This window comes from Rossellomorea sp. ABR4_004 (assembly GCF_056159585.1).
Genome location: NZ_JBSWVM010000001.1, coordinates 388,495 through 407,426 on the forward strand (window position 1 = coordinate 388,495; position 18,932 = coordinate 407,426).

Sequence of the window (18,932 nt, forward strand, 5' to 3'; positions counted from 1 at the left end):
GGGTCAAACTAACGACAGAAGGAGGGATTCACATGGCTAAAGAAAAAATGAGTAAGAAGCTGAAGCAAGCAGTTCAGCATGCAAATGAAACAAACCCTTCTACCCGTACAGGGACACAACCTAACTCTTCAAGAACTGAAAGACTTAAATCATAACGGGGAGGAAGATTTCTATGGGTAAAAAACACCGAAACCGAATCAATGCTCCTAAGAAAAATAACCATATCCCAAAAGAAGCACTGGATGCAGAGCACAATGCACATGCTAAGGAGAATTCAGCTCAGAACCGGAAAAACGGTCCGGGTAATCACATATAAGTACTGCCAATAAAATAAAGGAAAGAATCTTACCTCGATGAAAGATTCTTTCCTTTTTTCCGTTGTTCCATATTTTAATGAATCAAGATCCTGTTCACTCTTTTCCATCCATTCGGTTGAAGGCGATAATAATAATGACCCCTCCGCCCCTCGTCAATAAAGATAATATCACGTGTAGCAATGTATCTGCCCTGATAATCTTTAGGAACCAAATCCGGTACGTTAAATGTTCTGAACGCTTTATACAGAGCTTCTTCATGATTATTTGCTTCAACCGAGATACGATACACCTTTTCATAGCCTTTATCCTCTCCATACTTTGGAGTTTGGAAAATGGTCATGTCATAGTTCGATCTCAAAAGCTTGGGACGAATGATTTTTTCAAGTAAAGGCATGAGCACCCCTCCGTCATTATGTTGTACTCATACTATTACACATAGACGTTGTCGAATCCTTCGTGGAAACATAGGAATCTTTGTCGAATCGATCCCTTAAGCGAATTTATTTATCACATCTTTCAGTTTAGATGAGAGATGTGGGATATCTGACGTTCTAATTGTCAGTCTGACCATGGATTCGTCCATTTCAAGAGCTTCTGCTAAAAATCCACCTAACCCTCTTGCCCGTCGATCCACTTCCAGGAGCAGATCCACTTGTTCTTCCGATTGATTGAGGAACATCACTTCAAGTTCATCTAATTTTCGTTGATATGGGCCATTGACCGGTACGAATTCGAATTCCTGTATGAATGGATATCGTCCTCTATAGCGGCGTGGTGCCTCCTCACATTCAACCTTACGAATCCTGAAGCCCAGTTCCTGAACTGATGTGAGCACCGCATTCGTCAATTCATTCGGTATGATTTCTATATAATCTTTGTCTTTAGGGTCAACCGCATTTTTAATATCCAAGCCGGTGGCTACCCACACCCTTGTGTTTCCATACGTGATGGGGGTTTCAAAAGGCAAGGTAAAGGTAAAAGGAAACTCTTTTTTTTCATTTTCGCCGATGGTGAATGGCTCGGATATTTGCACTTTTTGTATGGGTGAATAATCTGTATATTTTTTGTCATCTGATTCACGAATATATGTAGTAAAGAGAGTTAAATAAATTGAATCGATGTTTTGATCTGCGCTCCCTCCGGTAATTTCTACTATACCCTTTGCTGTTTCACCTGCTTGATAGCTTGATTTTTCTAATTTTGTATCTACTGTTGCTGCTCCGATTCCTATTGAAGCAAACACTTTGTTGAAAAATGACATATGATTTTCCTCCTCGATTATCGTTCTTGTAGCGTATCAATCACTCGGGATAATTCCCCCAGAATCTCCTCAGCGTCCGTAAACCCAGAATCAATCTGCAGAAGTCTTCTGATCACCATCCTGGTATCATGATGAATGGCAAGTTCTTCTTCCCAGCTTCTTTCCTTTTTCATCGTCGGTTCATACGAAGAATACAATAAAAATAACAGAAAATGCCCGATTGCGTAGAAATCACTCTTCTTCGATTTATCCCTCATATAATCCTTATGTTTCCCTGGGACAGTTTCTGATGTTGCATTCATTTCACAAGCAAGACCAAAGTCTATAATTTGAAGCGTTCCATGATCCAGTAGAATGTTAGGGATCCTTAAGTCTCGATGGACGTATCCATTTTCATGGATCCATTGAACCAGGATGACCAATTGTACACCTAACTTTAGTGATTCTACCTCCGAATATGTTTTTCCTTCCTTGAAAATTAACTCTTCAAATGTTTGACCGTGCATTTTTTCCATTACGAAATAAGGGGTCTTCCTATACTCACCTTTTGTATAAACGGATGGAAACCGGGGATGAGATAAAGTTTGTAGTGCATTCATTTCATTTTGAACATATTGGACGTGATTAGAAAATAACTTTTTGTAAGGGCGAATTCTTTTTAATATGGCTTCTTTTCCACTTGAGTGGTCGGTGACGGAGTAAGTTGTACCATAGCTTCCTTTGCCGACTAATTTAATGATATGGTAGCCATTGATGTTTTCTCCAGGTTTCCAAGGCTGCTCAAAGCCATCGATCAGTCTGCGAAAAAGCATGTGTACCATAAACCGTTTCCTCTCATTCCATCAACTGCTAAAAAAGCTGGAAAAAAAGCTTTTACTCTTATGCTTCTTATAATGCTGATGTCCAAAGTGTTTATGTTTAGGTGATTTATACTTTTTCCAGGCATCACTGGAGCTGTACCGATGATGTTTCGAACCTAACAGACTTTTTATTATTTTCCTTAACATAAGCAAACCTCCCAAGAATGTTTCTTATCCACTTGTATTACTATATACGTTTTATTTAGGAATTAGTTTCAAACAAAAAAAATATCTTGGTGGAGCGTGATCCCTTGACCTTTTCACCGTTTCAGAAGTTATTAAACCTTATCAAGACCGGAAACAATGACCATACGAGGCCGCTTCTTAAAGAGAAATCTATTTGTGAACTTTATAATATAGCCATCCAAGACCCTGCTCCGATTGTTTATTTCCCTCATGATCTTGAACTGTACGAACGTATCTTGATGAAAGTAAGAGATGCTAATCTCAATAACGTAACAAGAACTGCATGTTACATTGAGTTTTTCAAGAAAAACCCTGAAATCCACTGGTCGTTTCTTGCTCATATGGTATCGAGGAATGCAGGCTATCATATGACTGACATTCGAAATAATCTGCTTTCTCACTTGTTGTCCCAAAAAGGGCAAGATGCGATTTTCTCATTTCTCGAGTTGTGTAACGCAGCCATATTTCAAGATGCATATCCTCAATTGTTGCTATATGAACACTGGAAAAGTACGGGGCATTCTTCCTTTCATCTTCTCAAAAAATTCAACGTTTCCATTTTCATGAAAAGTATATGGAATGATTTTCTCACAACGGGTAATGAACACGTTTTAACCATAGGGCTCATCATGAATGAACAGCATATGATTCAAAAGAGAATATTATCCGGTATGAAGAAATCAATGGGAGTGGAAGAATGGCTTTTTCTATTGCAGGATCGTTTAGAATTTGCTTCTATTCTCTTCCCGTATGGAAAACCTTCACCCTTCTCTCTTGCCGGGCTTTCTGTATCTCACTTTGAACAGGTTAAGCGCAGAATTCTATTAGGCAAGAAGTTATATGGAATTTTATTTCATCACTCTGTTTTTCCTTCCTCATACTCATTTGCCATTCACCGTTCCCATAGCGGCTCGAGAGCAGATTACTGGCCACACATTTATTCAACAGAAGATAAAAAAACTCATCTATATAGTCCCACCCTATGTTCTGTTTGGGATAACATGCCTCCTTTCTCAATTCCTCCGTCTGACTGGTTTACTGACCAGCCGACCGAAGTGATGGCACCTCTATTGACGATGGTGATGCCTGATCGTTTTTCTATGACAAAAAAGTGGGAAGCGTTGACCTCATTTCTTGTGAATCTAAAGAGGGATTAACTCAAAATAAAGTACCTGCATGTTTTTCTGCAACCCGAAAAACATGACAGGCACTTAAGAGTTAATCCCCATTATATGAAAGGACATTCCTTACGATGTGATTTCCAATTCGATGGTTGAAAAGATTCTATACATCTTCTTCCCATTCTTCATCAATGATACATTTGGCAATCAGATACTCGAATGTGATATCCGCTATTTCTTCCAGCTCATCTTCTGACGGTACATATCCTCTTTGAACGAGTTCTTTCATGAAGAACTCGGCAATTTCCTCGGTGTCGATAAAGACTTCTATCTCCCGCATGTGATCGCCCCCTTTGATTCTCAATTTATGACAGAATGCTTCCAGTTATGCTATTAGAAAAAAGTTTTCATAAGACATAAAAGACAAGCATAGACTTTATCATCAAAGATAAGGAGCGATTCGATGTTAAGCACATTTACTCAAAAAACGAAAACGATATTAAAAGATTTAGAAAATGGTGATGGACTGATTGTTTCAGGAATGCAGTGGATTCTTCGGGTTGTATTGCTATCATTTTTAATCATAAGCGTTCCAGTTTTTCTGTATATCATGTGGCTTATTCCTTCTCTTTAACAATAGATTGCGAGTCTGTATGAGTTCTCAATTGTTCTAACACATAGTCCATCTTATTCTTATATTTAGTATCTTCAAAGAGAAGATACAATGCTTTGTAATCATTATAATGATCCAGAAGCTGATCAATCCAACTCGGCTTTGGGTGAGCAGGTGAACGAAGCGATTTAATTTTGCCTTCTTTTTTCTGCGGAAATACGAATCCGTATTTCTTAATAAAGGCTTCTGCTTGCTCTTCATCTGCAACTAAGGTGATTTCATCTTCGTCTGCTTCTAACCACTCTCCATCTGTAATTCTCATTAACTCATAAATGACGTCTTCCCAGGCATCGTCCTTATAACGCCATATCTCTGTCCTGAAGCCAACCACTTTAAAGAGATCCTCTTCATACCCCTTAACGATAACAAGATCCCCGAATAGAAATTTATATTCAATATCGATCTGTTCCTGTTCAAAAATGTATCCATCATAAGAATCAAGCAATTCTAATGCCTTCTCCTTGAAAAGCCCTTCACTTTCGTTTACCTCATATAAAAACTCACCATCAAGTTTTTTAATATCGGTTATTTTCCCGACAGTACCATAGATAGTTACGACTACCGTTTCTCCAACTCTGAATCTAGGCTCTTTTCGTTTCTTCATTCTCCCCTCACCCTTAATCGCCTTTTTTATATGATATGCAACAATAAGCATAACGGTATACACGAAAAGCCTTTTTAAAAAAGGACCGACATTTGTCTAGAACAAATGTCAGTCCCATTGGCTTTAAGGATGAAAAGGTTAAACTTTTTCTTCCAATAAATAGGCGTCCCATGCCATATCGAAAATGGACATATTTTCAAGATAATGACCATTCATTTCAAGGTAAGAACTAATCTCATGGTATTGTTTTGATTGTTTAGGAAAGCCGTGATCATCATAAGCTGAATTTGCGAAATGAGTTAATTCATCCTTGGCAGTAGGCTGCCTATATTTCATTAAATAATGATAAAAGGATTTTCTCACCTGTTCCACCTACCCTTGTCGTTTCTTTTCTAACAGGATAGCCGAAGAAAATGAATTCGTAAAGGGTTTGCTTTACGTGAGTACTTTTATCGGAATGATCCACGGTTAATATCGAAAGTAATTTTTCTTTAGAAAACGGGGAAGTTCCATTAAATCAGTGTAAGTGATCACTTTATCGATTAAATTGGTGTCGATTAACATAAGCTGGTCCTCTATTTCATTGATGACCGCTTCTTCCTGATACTCCATTCCACAATGACTGCAGCTCATACTGGGGACATTAGAGATTTGAATCGCTCTAGTACCATCGGGGAGCTCCCAATACACGTTCGATTGATCCTTATGAGCTGTCTCACCTTCACACCATTCGCATATTTTAGCCTTATTTTTATCCATTGATGGTTTTTTCCTTATCATCATTTTTATCTTGTTCCATTTTTGATAGCATCGCTTTATGCTTCTTTTCTTTAAGCTGATCTCTCTTTCCTCTGAAATCCTTAAGGGAATTGTGATCCGGATTTTCCTGATATTCCTTTCTACGTTCCAAGCGCTTAATTCCACTCGGGGTGAGGGAAGAATGGGTTTGATTCATCAAGCCGGCAATTCCAATGGTAGGTTCTTTAATCTCTTCATCATGATACACTTCTTTAAAATAATCATCTGCCCTGCCCGCTACGTATTCTTCAGGTTCCGGATAGGTGGAGATGACTCCTTCAAAATTACGGACGACCACTTTAGAAGCACTTTGAGAAATAAGATAATTCGGTTGCAGGGAAATTTTCCCTCCACCACCGGGGGCATCTAACACAAAGGTAGGTACGGCATAGCCGGATGTATGTCCCCTTAAGCCTTCAATAATCTCCAGTCCTTTGGAAACAGGTGCCCTGAAGTGGCCGATTCCTTCTGATAAGTCGCATTGATAAATATAATATGGACGTACCCTGATCTTAACAAGGTCATGCATAAGTTTTTTCATAATAGGCACACTGTCGTTTATACCGGCGAGAATAACTGCTTGATTGCCTACAGGAACCCCTGCATTTACAAGCATCTCACACGCTTTCTTGGACTCTTCCGTAATTTCGATCGATGTATTGAAGTGAGTATTCAACCACACGGGATGATATTTCTTCAAAATATTACACAGGTTCTCGGTAATCCGCTGTGGAAATACTACAGGCGCCCTCGTTCCAATCCGGATGATCTCGACATGTGGAATCTCTCTTAAATTCTTTAAGATGTATTCAAGAATCTGGTCATTTATCAGTAGACCATCCCCACCCGATAGCAGTACATCTCTTACGCTGGAAGTATCCCGGATATATGCAATGGCCGCATCAAGTTGCTTCTTTGGTACGCCCATTCCAATTTGTCCCGAAAACCTTCTTCTCGTACAATAACGGCAGTACATGGAGCATTGATTGGTTACGAGAAATAACACTCTGTCAGGATATCTGTGCGTTAATCCAGGAACAGGGGAATCTTCATCTTCATGTAAAGGATCCTCCAGATCATACTTCGTTTTATGAATTTCCTGTCCAATCGGAACGGATTGCATCCGGATAGGGCATCGCGCGTCATCCTCGTTCATTAACCATGCATAATAAGGCGTGATATTAAGCGGGATCGTTTTGGTCGAAATCTTTACACCTTCCTCTTCATCCGGTGTGAGGTTTACCACTTTCTTTAAGTCATCAAGGGTTCTGATGGTGTTCGTCAGCTGCCATAACCAATTATTCCATTGTTCATCCGTAACGTCTTTCCAAAGCTCAATATCCTTCCAATCCCTTTTCGGTTTATAGAGATTCATTTTCATCTACTCCACCAACTTTCATCAAAGTATCTTTCCACCAGGAACAGAACTATACATTAGCCTATGAAATAGATTCCCAATCGGTTTTCATCCTTTTACATTACACTTAAATCTTTTTCCCAAATGTTCATATCTTCCATTTTGTCGAAGATGATGCAATTGTTCGCCAGTCTTCCGCCGTATCGATATCCAAGCTGATGGAATACCGCATTCATACCAAATGAAAGTGCCCTGGCAATCGTATAGGCACAGAAAATGTCGCGGTTAAGCAGTTCCCATTCCAATCTTCGGATAAGATGTTTCATATACCCGCCTTTTCGATAGGAAGAGCGTGTAGCACAATCCGTCAATTCGGCGTTCTTGCAGGTTGATGACACATCAGCGGAAGCAGCACTGATGATTCTTCCTTCCTCCTCGATATAAACAAAGATTGTCCCACTTTTCATTGACTGTCTCACATAGTCGGGGTTGTGTAATGGTACAGGATATAACTTAAATACTTCCTGATAAAGATCGGCCAACTGCCCTGCATGCTCTTCGGTCGCGACGGAAATCGGTATAGACCCTTCGCTTTCATGTGCACCGAGCTCCTGCACGGATTGAAGAATGGCATCCTCATCCTTCCAGTACGAGCTATTTCTTCTTTCATCTGTTAAAAACTTACTCATAAAAAAAGCTTTATCCCCATTAAAGTATGCGTTTACTCCTCCCTCCAAGATGAAACCTTTTTCGAAAAGATAGAGAGATTGATCCCTTCTTGCTTTCACAATTACCTTTTCATAAAGATTGGACTGAGTTGCCTTCTTCACATACTCCCACAATAATACCGGGTTGCCTCTAAACTCATCCACCCGTAGCCTTCGGTTATAGCCATCTTTATAAATAGCAGCTTCTATCTTCGGTTTATTTATATATTCGTATGTCTGCATTCTTATAAGCCCCTTTTTTACCAACATATGAAGTGATAAGGTAAGTTATGAAACAAACCATAATAAAAAGGAACAACCTATGTCTTAAATCATGAGAGTTGTTCCTTCTGTGGATGATATGAAGTTAATAAACATTGAAGCTGACCAACGGTATGTGAAAGAGTAAATAACATTTATTACCCTATACCCGTAAACAGGAAAATTATGACTCTTTGTTACACCAATCCAAAATAAATAAGGAAAGTATTTCAGCAGTCTGATAGATTTTATTCAATTCGATGTATTCGTTTGCGTCATGAGCCACTTCAGTTGTTCCAGGACCAAAAACGACGACCGGAATATTCCCTCCCCTGGATAGAATTCCACCATCCGTTCCCCAGGGTGAGGCTTCGATGATTGGGGTGGTTTGCAATACTTCATTGGCATGATAGCAAAGCTTTTCCACTAATTCATGATCACAGGAAAGGTCTCCCGGCTGCCATCTTCCACCAAACCACTCGATTTCCACAGGATGATGATCAAACCATGAATCAACCTTATCCATCTTAGAAAGGGCATCTACTACCTCATTTTCTACTTGTTGCAAGGACTCCCATGGTCCAACCCCTACCCTTCCCTCAATGATAGCAAGATCAGGAACGGAGGATGGCCACTTCCCGCTTTCAATTCTTCCAATATTGATTGGTAATGGGATGGGAATATTTCTATACAGAGGATCATTCACCCTCTTGTTTCTGGATAATTCCAGTTCTTGAAGAGTTTGAATGACGGTATAGGCTTTCTCGATGGCGTTTACCCCTTCATACCTGGTGCCCCCATGTGCCGATTTCCCTTTAACTTTCAGGCGGAACCACATGGATCCCTGTTGCTTCGGAAAGATCTTCATGTTGGTGGGTTCGGGAATAATGGCAGCATCTGCTTTGTACCCTCTCACTAAGGCTGCAAGGGTCCCGGTCCCGCCACTTTCCTCCTCTATCACACTTTGAAAGAGAATATCACCTTTCAGTGGGATGTTTAACTCCTTCACGATTTCCAATGCAAGGAGTAAAGCAACAGATCCCCCCTTCATATCGGTTGAACCTCTTCCGTACAGCTTTCCTTCTTCAATCACACCACCGTATGGGTCATATGTCCAATTCTCCCTGTCACCTTCTGGTACGACATCAATGTGTCCATTTAACAGGAGACTCCTGCCCCCACCAGTTCCTTTTAACACACCGACTACATTTGGATTGCCTTCGAAGTTCTCACGATCACAGCGATAGAAAGGATGCTCCAACATATCCGATTCTTTCACTTCCCAAATGTCCAACTCCAAGCCAAGCTTCCGGCATTTCTCGATGACAATCGCCTGGGCCTTAGATTCATTGCCCCTTACACTATCTTCCTGCACTAACCTTTGCAGGAGCTTGATTGTACTTTTCTTTTTATCTTCTATTATTTTCTTGATGAGACGGTGAGTTTCCAATTCGGTTCCTCCTAGTCTAAATACTTGATAGCGGGGCTCAGGGTATATTGAGCTTCTGTTGTCTCTTCAATATCTTGAAGTGTGTATGGATTAAATAATTCTTTTAATATCAATCTACCATCCTCAATTGTAAATACGGCCCTGTCTGTAATGATCATTGAAACGCATGACCTCGTGGTTATTGGAAGCGTACATTCCCGAACGATCTTGCTTCCACCTTTTTTATCCAAATGGGTCATGAGCACTATGACTCTCTTTGCCTTCGAGGCAAGTTCGGTTGCACCTCCCATTCCCGGTACTTTTTTGCCTGGTATGATCCAATTGGCAAGATCGCCTTTTTCACTGACTTGCAGGGAACCCAGAATCGTTAAATCGACTTTGCCCCGTCGAATCATGGCAAATGCGATGGAGCTATCTGTATAACAGCCACCATTCATCAATGAAACAGGGTATCCTCCTGCATTACACAAGTTTTCGTCCTCCCGCCCTTGCCCAGGTGCAGGTCCGATTCCAATAATTCCATTCTCCGATTGAAAAACAACGGGGAACCCCGGCGGAAGATGATTTGGTACAAGTGAAGGGATTCCGATCCCTAAATTTACAATCATATGCTCTTTCACTTCTAAAGCCGCACGCTTTGCTAACTTATCTTTCAATTCGTTTCCCAGGCCCATTTCCAGTCGACTCCTTTAGATAAAACAATATGATCTACAAAAACACCCGACGTGACGATTTCCTCAGGATCCAACTCTCCGACATTCACAATTTCTTCTGCCTCTACAATCGTGATATCTGCTGCCATAGCCACAAGGGGATTCGTGTTTCTGGCACTTTTATCATAAATAAGGTTCCCATATGTGTCGGCTTTTTTTGCATATACTATCCCTACTTGAGCATCCAGGGCAGATTCATATAGGTAACGGCCCCCATCTATCTCCAGTATCTCTTTTCCTTTATTTAAATATGGATCATCCACACCAATTTCGGTTACGATACCCTTCAACCCCACACCACCAGCCCGGATTCTTTCGGCCAATATCCCTTGTGGTGAGAATTCAACTTCCAGCTTCCCTTCACTCATCAACCGACCTGCTACCGGGTTAGACCCGATATGGGAGGCAATCACCTTTTTTACTCTGTATTGTGCAACCAGTTGTCCAATTCCGATATGAGGAAAGCCTGTATCATTTCCAATAATCGTGATATCCTTCGTTCCCCAATCCAATAAGTGCTTACATAAAGTAGGAGGAGAACCCACCCCTCCAAAGCCGCCAAACATCAACGTCATTCCATCATTAAAAAAATGTTTTATATGTTCATAGCTGCTTCTTTTATTATGAAGACGGGACATATTTAGATCTCCTTCCAATTCTCTTCTACTAGTTGAAAGGTCCTTCTGAGTCTCTTAACCATTTCCTCGAGCTCCCTTTTCGAACTGTTCAATGGAGGAGCAACCATAATGGCGGATCCCTTCCTACCATCTATCCCCGCCGCTGCGGGATATAATAAAACCCCACATTCAACCCCTGCTTGAACAATATAAGAAGTAAATGGTGCTCCAAGGGAATTCAGCTCTATTCCCAACATCAGTCCTTTTCCTCTTACATCTTGCACAAAGGTAAATTCAGTTTTTAATTTTTCTATTAGATTTTTCAAGTATGTTCCTTTATGATCGACACCTTCAATCACCTTTTCTGAATCAATCAGCTTTAGAACAGCAAGTGCTGCTGTTGCAGACATTGGATTTCCACTAAATGTATGACCGCTCATAATGACTCTTGATCCATTCAAAATCGGCTCCATAATGGTATCGGAAATGAGCGTGGCAGCAATAGGGGCATATCCTGCACTTAATCCTTTTCCTATCGCTACAATATCGGCTTTTACTTGCCACTGCTCTAAAGCTAAAAAGGTTCCAGTCCGACCACAGCCTGTCATCACTTCATCTGAAATAAACAAAATATCATGTTTCTCACAGATTGACTTTATCCGTTTATAATAACCTTTTGGAGGAGTAATCGCCCCACCTGCCGCACCGATGATCGGTTCTGCCATAAAGGCAGCAATATTATCGGCTCCTATTCTGCTGATCATCGTTTCCAATTGAGAAGCACAGGCAAGATCACATGATGGATGCGTTTTTCCAAAAGGACAGTGAGCACAATAAGGCGGCTCGACGGTCGGCCAGTCACCTAAAAAGGAATCGAAACGTTCTCTTCTGGAAGGATGTCCAGATGCGGATAATGCACCGAAAGTGATTCCATGGTAACTCAGCCATCGGGATAAAATCTTTCTTTTCATCGGTTTTCCTTGTTCCTGCCAATGCTGGATGGCAATTTTGATGGCCGTCTCGACCGCCTCAGAACCACTATTCACGAAGAAGCTCCATGGATAGCCTGTCTTATCGTGAAGAAAGGATGCTAAATCCTCTGCAGGCTGATTACTGAATTGAGAGCGATACACAAAGGCCACTTTATTTCCTTGATTCACAATTGATTGAAGAATTTCTTCCATACCATGTCCTACATTTGCCGTAACTGCTCCAGAACAAGCATCTATATACTCCCGGCCATCAGTATCGTACAAATACACACCTTTTCCATAATCAATCGTCGGATAATGTTCACCAATCAAAGGCTTTATTAAATGCGAATGAGGCATAATCCCCCTCCTGAAAGAATCAGATTCGTACTCTCTCTCGATTCGCTCATCTGGTTGCATAAAAAGATTTCCCTACCATTATTCATATGTATGAAAAACAGAATCTTTCTTTTCTTTAAGAAAAAAGAATAATACAAATAAATTTTTATTAAAGCTCAAAGCCTCATCAAAAATCACAATTTTTTTCATTAGGCTCTTCTCGTAAAGTTTGTTGCTATTGTAGAGGAGAAAGTAATAGTTAATTTCCGCTCCAGGATGCTCGCTTTCCGCGGGGCTGGCGGTGAGCCTCCTCGGCTGCGCCTCCGGGGTCTCACCTGTCCAGCTATTCCCGCAGGAGTCGAGCATCCTTCCGCTCCAATCAACTTTCTGAGCATGAATCCTAAGTTGAAAACAATTTAAACAAGCTTTTTAGCAAACAATCTTATTAAAGGTAAGTAAAGATTGAATTTCCTTTTAAGGAAGAATTATTTTTTCTATTTACATTTTTTTCTTGCACACCTTGAAGCTCTGTCATGAAAATACTGTTAAAGATGGTGAGGGGAACTGCGCAGACTCCTGCGGAAGTACGGTCGTGCCGAGACCCCGTTCGGCGAAGCTGAGGAGGCTCGGCCGAACGTCCGCGGAAAGCGGAGCAGTTCCCCTCACCATCCAGCATAAACCTGGTTGACAGAGACCTGGCAGATTCTATGCTAGAAAACAGCAATCTTTGCGAAAAGAGCCTTTCAATAAGAGTTTATTGAGTGAAATGTACTAAGATTCTTAAAAATTCGACAAAAAGTTTACAAAGTGACTAGATAAATTAGGTCGATATGTATAAAATAATGGTAAGTTCATCCTATGATGCTACTTTTTGCTTATCTTCAGGAGGGGGAAATGGTGAAAAAGACAAGAGAAAAACATTTAAAAAAAGCACCAAAAACGAAGAAAAATAAGAAGGAAAAACAAAGAAAGACCTTTGGAGCCTTCTCATATTTCCGGACAATCCGTGGAAAAGTGGTTCTGTCATTCGGTTTATTGACCATTGTCCTTCTAGTCCTTGCCTCTACTTCTTACTTCAATATGATGAAGCTTGAAAAAGAGATCGACACGTTGATTACATATGATATGCAGGTTGATACAAAGGTGAAGGATTTGTCAAAGGTATTAAATGAGATTGAAATTGGAGAACAAGGCTTTGTCATTACAGGGGCAACGGGATTTTTGGCACCCTATCAAAATGGTAAAGGTCAGGTAGAAAGTCACATTGCAGACTTGAATACTCTATTACAGGACGATCAGGAGCAGCTTGATAAATTAGATAAGATAGAAGCTCAATATAGTTTTTGGATTCAATTCGTTGATCGTGTAATCGAGACAAGGAAGGATAAAGGGCTTGAGCAAGCAGCAACACTCGTTGAATCTGGTACGGGTAAGAAGTATCTGGACGGAATCCGCTCATATGTAGATATGATTGTAGTCGACCAACAAAAAGATCTGAATAATCGTATTGATTCTCTAAATCAACAGGTATTACTGTCCAAAGTCGTTACCATTGGCTTATCGGCATTTGCGGTTTTATTGGCTATCTTCTTCGGCATCATTTTATCTCATACAATTAAGACGAACACCAGGAAAATCAGTCGTTCTATTTTAGAGATAGCAAACGCAGGCGGAGATTTAACAAAACGAATTCATGTGAAATCCAAGGATGAGCTAGCTGACCTGGCATCTGATACAAATCAGCTTATCTCCGGAATCGCCATCCTGGTGAGGCAGGTTTCGGAAATGGCCGAAAACGTATCAGCCAGCAGTCAGCAACTTCTTGCTTCAGCCGAAGAAACATCAAGGACGATTACATCCATTGCAGAAACATCCACAGAAATTGCAGCTGGAAGCGATCAAACAACAAGTCGAATGTCTACCTCATTAGAAAAAATGAACAGTTTGGAAGAAGCCGCCCGTTTTTTGTTCAATCAAGCAGAACAAGTACGGGAAACTGCACGTGATATGAAGGTAGTTGCTGAACGAGGCGGCAAAACCGTTCAAGCCTCTTCATCTAAAATGTTGAACATTGAAGAAACCATGTCCAATACAAGTGAAACCGTCGAAGCGTTAGGACAGCGTTCATCACAAATCACGACGATTATCGGTACCATTACTGATATTGCAGAGCAAACCAATCTTCTTGCTTTGAATGCTGCCATTGAAGCGGCACGTGCCGGAGAGCATGGAAGAGGCTTTGCCGTTGTGGCAGATGAAGTCAGGAAACTGGCTGAACAATCCCGACAAGCGGCAAAAGGTGTTACAGAAATCGTGCACAGTATTCAAGAAGAAGTGAACGTCATTATTAAGCAAAACTCGGATGGAGTAAAAGAGGTTATCGCAGGGGTCGAAATCACAAATGAAACAAACGCCTCCCTTGAAGATATAATAAATCAAACCACAAAAACAACAATTGTAGTGGATGAGATGGTTGGCCATATTCAGGAAACCCTAAGTCTCAGTCATGATGTAGCAGCTTCATTTGCCCTGGTCAATGAAATTGCGGAAGCTACTGCTTCTAACACAGAAACCACTGCTGCTGCCTCCGAGGAAGGGTCAGCTGCAATGGAACAAGTAACGGCAAGCGCTTCAGAGCTTTCACAACAAGCGGAAAAATTGAAAGAACTTGTTTCAAGTTTTAAAATCTAATATTAAAAAAGAGCCGTCGTGTGACGGCTCTTTTTCATTTCTCATCTAACGATAAAACCTGGAATCACTTCCCGCAGTAGCAAACGGCTCCAATAATAATTAACAGGATGAATAACACAACAATCAACGCAAAATTATTTACACCGGCAACTGGATAAGCATATCCACCTTGATAGCATGGATCACAACCATAACCATAGTTCATACCTATCACTCCTCAAAAATTATTTATTTACATTACACTGTATGTCATTCACCTAGAAATGGTTTGTGTATTTGCCTAATTTATTTAAGGCTACTCCTTTTCTGTACAGTAGCCTTTCTATATAATAGGAATAGATTTTAAGAGAAGACAGGAGAAATGACAGTATGAAATGGTTTTTAAAATCGTTTATTAACGGTGTTCTAACAATTGTTCCGATTGGATTGGTCACTTATGTAGTTTATAAAATGTTTCTATTCCTGGATGGATTATTAGTAAATGTTTTAAAGCCATATCTTGATGAAAATTATATTCCCGGTATTGGACTACTCGCAACCATCGTTCTATTAACCGTACTCGGTTGGCTTTCCACAAAGTTTTTTACAGGTACGATCATTCGTATAGTTGATATCCTTTTACAAAAAATCCCCTTAGTGAAAACGATTTACTCGGTCATCAAAGATACCATTCACTCTTTCTTAAGAGAAAAGAAGTCCTTTTCCAAAGTGGCACTCGTCAAAATGCCTGGTACAACAATGAAATGCCTGGGCTTTATTACGACAGAGAACCTTGCAGATTTGCATAATGACCTGCAAGATCACGTAGCAGTATACGTACCTCAAACGTTTCAAGTAGCAGGAGTCACCTTTTTGATTCCCAAAAAAGATATTGAGATACTGGATATAAAATCTGAAGAAGCGATGAAGTTTATATTGTCTGGGGGAATGACGACGAAGAAGGAAAAATAGTTGATAAGCTGATTAGACAATAACGGGGCGGAGATTGGCTCCGGTCCTGATGGACACCTTATAAAAAAAGACCGGCAATCAAGCCGGTCCATACCTACTATATTATTTAGTTGAAATTGCCAATACTTCATCTTGTCCTGCTGTAACAGACGTCAACTCTTTTTTCACTAGTTCAGCCATGTCATCACCGTTTGTTAAGATGATTGGTGTGATGGTACTTTTTGCTTTTTCTTTCACAAGCTCTAAGTCATACGTAATTAATGGATCTCCGATATTCACTTTGGACCCTTCTGAAACATGTGCTTCAAAGCCTTCACCGTTCATTGAGACTGTTTCAAGACCGATGTGGATAAGAATTTCAGCACCGTTTTTCGCTTTGATCCCAACTGCGTGCTTTGTTGGGAAAAGCTGCATGATTTCGCCGTCTACAGGTGAAACGACCTTACCTACAGTAGGATCAATCGCAATCCCATCTCCCATCATCTTTTGAGAAAATACTGGATCTGGAACCTCTTCAAGTGATTTTAATGTTCCCGTTAAAGGCGCAACTGCATGGACGGTTTTAGGTGCCTCTTCTTTTTTACCGAAAAGCTTTTTTAACATAATCATTCACCTTCCTATATATATTTTATATACACATATGTAGCGCAATGTAAACATCAGAAATCTATTCTAGCACATATGTGAAGAGTTTCACAACACTTCGTTATATTAAAATAATTTTTTGTATTTCCCATATCCTTCTTCGTCAAGCTTCTCTGCCGGAATAAATCGAAGAGCGGCTGAATTTATACAATATCGAAGCTTGGTTGGTCCCGGCCCATCATTAAACACGTGACCCAGGTGAGAATCTGCTTCTTTACTCCTCACTTCTGTTCTGACCATAAAATGACTGCGGTCTTCTTTTTCAGTGACTTCCTCTTCGTCGATCGGCTTTGTAAAACTTGGCCAACCACATCCGGCATCATATTTATCTTTAGAGCTAAAGAGAGGTTTTCCTGATACGATATCTACATAGATTCCCTCCTCAAACGTATTCCAATACTCATTACTAAATGGAGGTTCAGTGCCGTTCTTTTGTGTGACATCATATTGTTCAGGAGTTAACGTTTTCTTTAAATCTTCCTTACTCATTTATCTTCCCCCCAATGATTTTCAATAAATGCTATTCTTCCAGATCCTCGGCTATATCGATTATAATGACCAGGGTTCTTTTTGTAATAACCCTGATGATACTCCTCTGCAGGATAAAATTCCTTCGCAGGCAGAATTTGAGTAGCAATCGGCTTTTTAAACTTGCCTGACTGCCCAAGATTCTTCTTAGATTCTTCCGCCAGCTTTTTTTGCTGTTCATTATGGTAGAAAATGACCGTATTATACGAATGTCCACGGTCAAAGAATTGTCCGCCCGGATCGGTTGGATCAATTTGCTGCCAATATACTTCCAATAATTCCTCGTAAGGAAACACTGATGGATCGTATTCAATTTGAACGGCCTCATAATGACCAGTCGTTTCTGAGCATACTTCTTTATAAGTTGGATTCGGAACGGTTCCTCCCGTGTAACCTGAAATCACACTGCCAATCCCCGGCTGTTCATCAAATGGTTTCACCATGCACCAAAAGCAACCTCCGGCAAATGTAGCTTTTTCATAATGCGAAGCTTCCGTCATGCTCATCATCCTTTCCATTTCATTCTCTTTCACTATTCCCTTTGTAAGAGATTTTAACGCATTCACGTTAAAAGGGAAAATATTAAGCTTGTTGATTTGGTTTACAGTTCACAATGAAAAATAGACCCTGGAGTCATCCAGGGTCCTTTTTACATCTAATATTTAAGTTTCCTCTGCTTACCGATATTCTTCCATTTTTTTCGTTCTACCGACTCCAGTCGCTTATTCCCTTTTCTCTCCATATAGGCAATTTCTCTTTGCAATTTCAAATAATGCCCGAATCGTTCCTCTGACAAAGACCCCTCTTGTATCTCAGCTCTAACCTTACAACCAGGTTCATCCTCATGACGACAATCGGTGAATCTGCATTGAAGTGCCAACTTTTCAATATCGTGATATTGAGTGGATAGCCCTTCTTGTCCCTGCCATAGTTGAATCTCCCTCATACCTGGCGTATCAATGATGGATGCACCACTATCCAATAAAAATAACTCTCTGTGTGTTGTGGTATGACGCCCTTTATCATCTGATTCCCTGATTTGTTTGGTCTTCTGAACGTCATTTCCTACAAGGAGATTTGTGAGGGTCGATTTTCCCACACCAGAAGAACCGACAAGCGCTACCGTTTTACCCATTTCCAGATAGGGATGCAGCTCCTCAATTCCCTCATGATTTATCGTGCTTATCGTAATTACTTTAACCCCGAGCAATGCGTTTTCTACTTCTCTCTTTTTCTCCTCAACATCTTCACATGTATCCGATTTTGTAAGTACGATAACGGGATTTGCCCCACTTTCCCAGCACAGAAGTACATACCGCTCCATCCGTTTACTGTTTAAGTCATCATTTAAAGAAGAAAGAATGAATACGGTATCTATATTCGTAGCAATGATTTGCTCTTCTGCTTCTTCGCCTGCCTTCTTTCTTGAAAACTTACTCGTTCGGGGCAACACCTTGTCTATGATTGCGCCTTCCTCGCTTAAGAGAATCCAATCGCCTACTGCAGGAAGGTCTTCCCGCTTTACCGTTTGGAACCTGAGCTTCCCTGAGATTTTACTTAATCGATCTTCTGTTTTGGTCATGACCATGAAGGCACCCTTTTGCTCGGTCACAACCCTTCCTAACATGTATCCTTCTTCTTCAAGGTGTTTCATCATTTCAAAAACATTTTCTCTGCTATTCAATTTGGTTCCTCCCAAAAATTAAAAAATCCGTTGCGTGATTCAACACGCCAACGGATTTTCAAGTTTGAAAGAAAATAATCAATTTATCCCGTTAAAAGTGAGTTGACGTGCTGAACCATTACGAAGCATATTTAGTTTACTTGTATAACAAATCAATAATAAGTTCATATGTCATCACCCACTTTCTCAATTAGTAAT

General features: G+C 40.4%; 24 protein-coding genes. 6 read left to right on the plus strand and 18 right to left on the minus strand.

Features of this window, described 5'->3' with window-relative positions; all coding sequences use genetic code 11:
* Positions 1–32 precede the first annotated feature (32 nt).
* Positions 33–155: a hypothetical protein gene (locus tag ACXAF2_RS02170; RefSeq protein WP_262371772.1), complete on the plus strand. Its 123-nt coding sequence runs from the start codon at positions 33–35 to the stop codon at positions 153–155.
* A gap of 17 nt (positions 156–172) precedes the next feature.
* Complete coding sequence (locus tag ACXAF2_RS02175) at positions 173–316, plus strand: hypothetical protein (protein WP_187443262.1); 144 nt, start codon at positions 173–175, stop codon at positions 314–316.
* Positions 317–390: 74 nt separating this feature from the next.
* Here the strand turns inward: ACXAF2_RS02175 and ACXAF2_RS02180 are convergent, their stop codons facing one another.
* The 3 genes from ACXAF2_RS02180 to ACXAF2_RS02190 form a co-directional block, all read right to left on the minus strand.
* A complete protein-coding gene (locus tag ACXAF2_RS02180; RefSeq protein WP_148994108.1) occupies positions 391–711 on the minus strand; it encodes a YodL domain-containing protein in 321 nt (106 codons plus the stop codon).
* 96 nt (positions 712–807) lie between these two features.
* Entirely contained in the window at positions 808–1,578 is a 771-nt protein-coding gene (locus ACXAF2_RS02185) for a sporulation protein (protein WP_475137182.1), read from the minus strand.
* Positions 1,579–1,595: 17 nt separating this feature from the next.
* Positions 1,596–2,399: a serine/threonine protein kinase gene (locus tag ACXAF2_RS02190; RefSeq protein ID WP_475137183.1), complete on the minus strand. Its 804-nt coding sequence runs from the start codon at positions 2,397–2,399 to the stop codon at positions 1,596–1,598.
* A gap of 290 nt (positions 2,400–2,689) precedes the next feature.
* Between ACXAF2_RS02190 and ACXAF2_RS02195 the strand changes: the two genes are divergently transcribed.
* Complete coding sequence (locus tag ACXAF2_RS02195; RefSeq protein ID WP_475137184.1) at positions 2,690–3,781, plus strand: DUF2515 family protein; 1,092 nt, start codon at positions 2,690–2,692, stop codon at positions 3,779–3,781.
* Positions 3,782–3,908: 127 nt separating this feature from the next.
* Here ACXAF2_RS02195 and ACXAF2_RS02200 read toward each other — a convergent pair whose 3' ends face one another.
* Complete coding sequence (locus ACXAF2_RS02200; RefSeq protein WP_148969368.1) at positions 3,909–4,085, minus strand: YozD family protein; 177 nt, start codon at positions 4,083–4,085, stop codon at positions 3,909–3,911.
* Positions 4,086–4,208: 123 nt separating this feature from the next.
* Here ACXAF2_RS02200 and ACXAF2_RS02205 point away from each other — a divergent pair, with 123 nt between their 5' ends.
* A complete protein-coding gene (locus tag ACXAF2_RS02205; protein ID WP_475137185.1) occupies positions 4,209–4,379 on the plus strand; it encodes a hypothetical protein in 171 nt (56 codons plus the stop codon).
* Here the strand turns inward: ACXAF2_RS02205 and ACXAF2_RS02210 are convergent.
* The 9 genes from ACXAF2_RS02210 to ACXAF2_RS02250 form a co-directional block, all read right to left on the minus strand.
* The gene (locus ACXAF2_RS02210) at positions 4,363–5,022 is read right to left on the minus strand and encodes a hypothetical protein (RefSeq protein ID WP_475137186.1); all 660 of its coding nucleotides are present in this window, start codon (positions 5,020–5,022) and stop codon (positions 4,363–4,365) included. The two genes, ACXAF2_RS02205 and ACXAF2_RS02210, sit on opposite strands and share 17 nt — an antisense overlap.
* A 138-nt stretch (positions 5,023–5,160) precedes the next feature.
* Positions 5,161–5,385: a YozE family protein gene (locus ACXAF2_RS02215; RefSeq protein WP_475137187.1), complete on the minus strand. Its 225-nt coding sequence runs from the start codon at positions 5,383–5,385 to the stop codon at positions 5,161–5,163.
* 105 nt (positions 5,386–5,490) lie between these two features.
* Positions 5,491–5,781: a YokU family protein gene (locus ACXAF2_RS02220; RefSeq protein ID WP_475137188.1), complete on the minus strand. Its 291-nt coding sequence runs from the start codon at positions 5,779–5,781 to the stop codon at positions 5,491–5,493.
* A complete protein-coding gene (gene kamA, locus ACXAF2_RS02225) occupies positions 5,774–7,201 on the minus strand; it encodes a lysine 2,3-aminomutase (RefSeq protein WP_475137189.1) in 1,428 nt (475 codons plus the stop codon). Before kamA ends, ACXAF2_RS02220 begins: the two co-directional genes overlap by 8 nt.
* A gap of 92 nt (positions 7,202–7,293) precedes the next feature.
* Entirely contained in the window at positions 7,294–8,127 is an 834-nt protein-coding gene (gene ablB / locus ACXAF2_RS02230) for a putative beta-lysine N-acetyltransferase (RefSeq protein WP_475137190.1), read from the minus strand.
* Positions 8,128–8,329: 202 nt separating this feature from the next.
* Complete coding sequence (locus ACXAF2_RS02235; protein ID WP_475137191.1) at positions 8,330–9,595, minus strand: peptidase; 1,266 nt, start codon at positions 9,593–9,595, stop codon at positions 8,330–8,332.
* An 11-nt stretch (positions 9,596–9,606) separates the two neighbouring features.
* A complete protein-coding gene (locus ACXAF2_RS02240) occupies positions 9,607–10,269 on the minus strand; it encodes a 3-oxoacid CoA-transferase subunit B (RefSeq protein ID WP_475137192.1) in 663 nt (220 codons plus the stop codon).
* On the minus strand, positions 10,248–10,946 hold the full coding sequence (locus tag ACXAF2_RS02245) for a 3-oxoacid CoA-transferase subunit A (RefSeq protein WP_475137193.1): 699 nt from the start codon (positions 10,944–10,946) through the stop codon (positions 10,248–10,250). Before ACXAF2_RS02245 ends, ACXAF2_RS02240 begins: the two co-directional genes overlap by 22 nt.
* 2 nt (positions 10,947–10,948) lie before the next feature.
* Positions 10,949–12,256, minus strand: coding sequence for an aspartate aminotransferase family protein (locus ACXAF2_RS02250; RefSeq protein WP_475137194.1), 1,308 nt, complete (start codon positions 12,254–12,256; stop codon positions 10,949–10,951).
* An 876-nt stretch (positions 12,257–13,132) separates the two neighbouring features.
* Here ACXAF2_RS02250 and ACXAF2_RS02255 point away from each other — a divergent pair.
* The gene (locus ACXAF2_RS02255) at positions 13,133–14,926 is read left to right on the plus strand and encodes a methyl-accepting chemotaxis protein (RefSeq protein WP_475137195.1); all 1,794 of its coding nucleotides are present in this window, start codon (positions 13,133–13,135) and stop codon (positions 14,924–14,926) included.
* A gap of 64 nt (positions 14,927–14,990) precedes the next feature.
* Here the strand turns inward: ACXAF2_RS02255 and ACXAF2_RS02260 are convergent, their stop codons facing one another.
* Positions 14,991–15,131, minus strand: a complete 141-nt coding sequence (locus ACXAF2_RS02260; protein WP_113970745.1) for a YjcZ family sporulation protein — start codon at positions 15,129–15,131, stop codon at positions 14,991–14,993.
* A 164-nt stretch (positions 15,132–15,295) separates the two neighbouring features.
* On the opposite strand from ACXAF2_RS02260, the gene ACXAF2_RS02265 reads away from it, so the two are divergent.
* Positions 15,296–15,877 carry a DUF502 domain-containing protein gene (locus ACXAF2_RS02265; RefSeq protein ID WP_475137196.1) on the plus strand — a complete coding sequence of 194 codons (582 nt, stop codon included), beginning with the start codon at positions 15,296–15,298 and terminating at the stop codon, positions 15,875–15,877.
* Positions 15,878–15,979: 102 nt separating this feature from the next.
* Here the strand turns inward: ACXAF2_RS02265 and ACXAF2_RS02270 are convergent, their stop codons facing one another.
* The 4 genes from ACXAF2_RS02270 to rsgA form a co-directional block, all read right to left on the minus strand.
* The gene (locus ACXAF2_RS02270) at positions 15,980–16,480 is read right to left on the minus strand and encodes a PTS sugar transporter subunit IIA (RefSeq protein ID WP_475137197.1); all 501 of its coding nucleotides are present in this window, start codon (positions 16,478–16,480) and stop codon (positions 15,980–15,982) included.
* A gap of 108 nt (positions 16,481–16,588) precedes the next feature.
* Positions 16,589–17,011 carry a peptide-methionine (R)-S-oxide reductase MsrB gene (msrB, locus tag ACXAF2_RS02275; protein WP_475137198.1) on the minus strand — a complete coding sequence of 141 codons (423 nt, stop codon included), beginning with the start codon at positions 17,009–17,011 and terminating at the stop codon, positions 16,589–16,591.
* Positions 17,008–17,550 carry a peptide-methionine (S)-S-oxide reductase MsrA gene (gene msrA, locus ACXAF2_RS02280; protein WP_475137199.1) on the minus strand — a complete coding sequence of 181 codons (543 nt, stop codon included), beginning with the start codon at positions 17,548–17,550 and terminating at the stop codon, positions 17,008–17,010. The genes msrB and msrA overlap by 4 nt, the downstream gene beginning before the upstream one ends.
* 155 nt (positions 17,551–17,705) lie before the next feature.
* A complete protein-coding gene (gene rsgA / locus ACXAF2_RS02285) occupies positions 17,706–18,734 on the minus strand; it encodes a ribosome small subunit-dependent GTPase A (RefSeq protein WP_475137200.1) in 1,029 nt (342 codons plus the stop codon).
* Positions 18,735–18,932: the final 198 nt, after the last annotated feature.

Coding starts and splice junctions, on each gene's coding strand:
- ACXAF2_RS02260 (WP_113970745.1), bottom strand. CDS start 15,131: ATGAACTATGGTTATGGTTGTGATCCATGCTATCAAGGTGGATATGCT.
- ACXAF2_RS02250 (WP_475137194.1), bottom strand. CDS start 12,256: ATGCCTCATTCGCATTTAATAAAGCCTTTGATTGGTGAACATTATCCG.
- ACXAF2_RS02245 (WP_475137193.1), bottom strand. CDS start 10,946: ATGTCCCGTCTTCATAATAAAAGAAGCAGCTATGAACATATAAAACAT.
- msrA (WP_475137199.1), bottom strand. CDS start 17,550: ATGACGGAAGCTTCGCATTATGAAAAAGCTACATTTGCCGGAGGTTGC.
- ACXAF2_RS02175 (WP_187443262.1), top strand. CDS start 173: ATGGGTAAAAAACACCGAAACCGAATCAATGCTCCTAAGAAAAATAAC.
- kamA (WP_475137189.1), bottom strand. CDS start 7,201: ATGAAAATGAATCTCTATAAACCGAAAAGGGATTGGAAGGATATTGAG.
- ACXAF2_RS02170 (WP_262371772.1), top strand. CDS start 33: ATGGCTAAAGAAAAAATGAGTAAGAAGCTGAAGCAAGCAGTTCAGCAT.
- ACXAF2_RS02210 (WP_475137186.1), bottom strand. CDS start 5,022: ATGAAGAAACGAAAAGAGCCTAGATTCAGAGTTGGAGAAACGGTAGTC.
- ACXAF2_RS02190 (WP_475137183.1), bottom strand. CDS start 2,399: ATGGTACACATGCTTTTTCGCAGACTGATCGATGGCTTTGAGCAGCCT.
- ACXAF2_RS02240 (WP_475137192.1), bottom strand. CDS start 10,269: ATGGGCCTGGGAAACGAATTGAAAGATAAGTTAGCAAAGCGTGCGGCT.
- msrB (WP_475137198.1), bottom strand. CDS start 17,011: ATGAGTAAGGAAGATTTAAAGAAAACGTTAACTCCTGAACAATATGAT.
- ACXAF2_RS02270 (WP_475137197.1), bottom strand. CDS start 16,480: ATGTTAAAAAAGCTTTTCGGTAAAAAAGAAGAGGCACCTAAAACCGTC.
- ACXAF2_RS02265 (WP_475137196.1), top strand. CDS start 15,296: ATGAAATGGTTTTTAAAATCGTTTATTAACGGTGTTCTAACAATTGTT.
- ACXAF2_RS02185 (WP_475137182.1), bottom strand. CDS start 1,578: ATGTCATTTTTCAACAAAGTGTTTGCTTCAATAGGAATCGGAGCAGCA.
- ACXAF2_RS02200 (WP_148969368.1), bottom strand. CDS start 4,085: ATGCGGGAGATAGAAGTCTTTATCGACACCGAGGAAATTGCCGAGTTC.
- ACXAF2_RS02205 (WP_475137185.1), top strand. CDS start 4,209: ATGTTAAGCACATTTACTCAAAAAACGAAAACGATATTAAAAGATTTA.
- ACXAF2_RS02180 (WP_148994108.1), bottom strand. CDS start 711: ATGCCTTTACTTGAAAAAATCATTCGTCCCAAGCTTTTGAGATCGAAC.
- ACXAF2_RS02220 (WP_475137188.1), bottom strand. CDS start 5,781: ATGGATAAAAATAAGGCTAAAATATGCGAATGGTGTGAAGGTGAGACA.
- ablB (WP_475137190.1), bottom strand. CDS start 8,127: ATGCAGACATACGAATATATAAATAAACCGAAGATAGAAGCTGCTATT.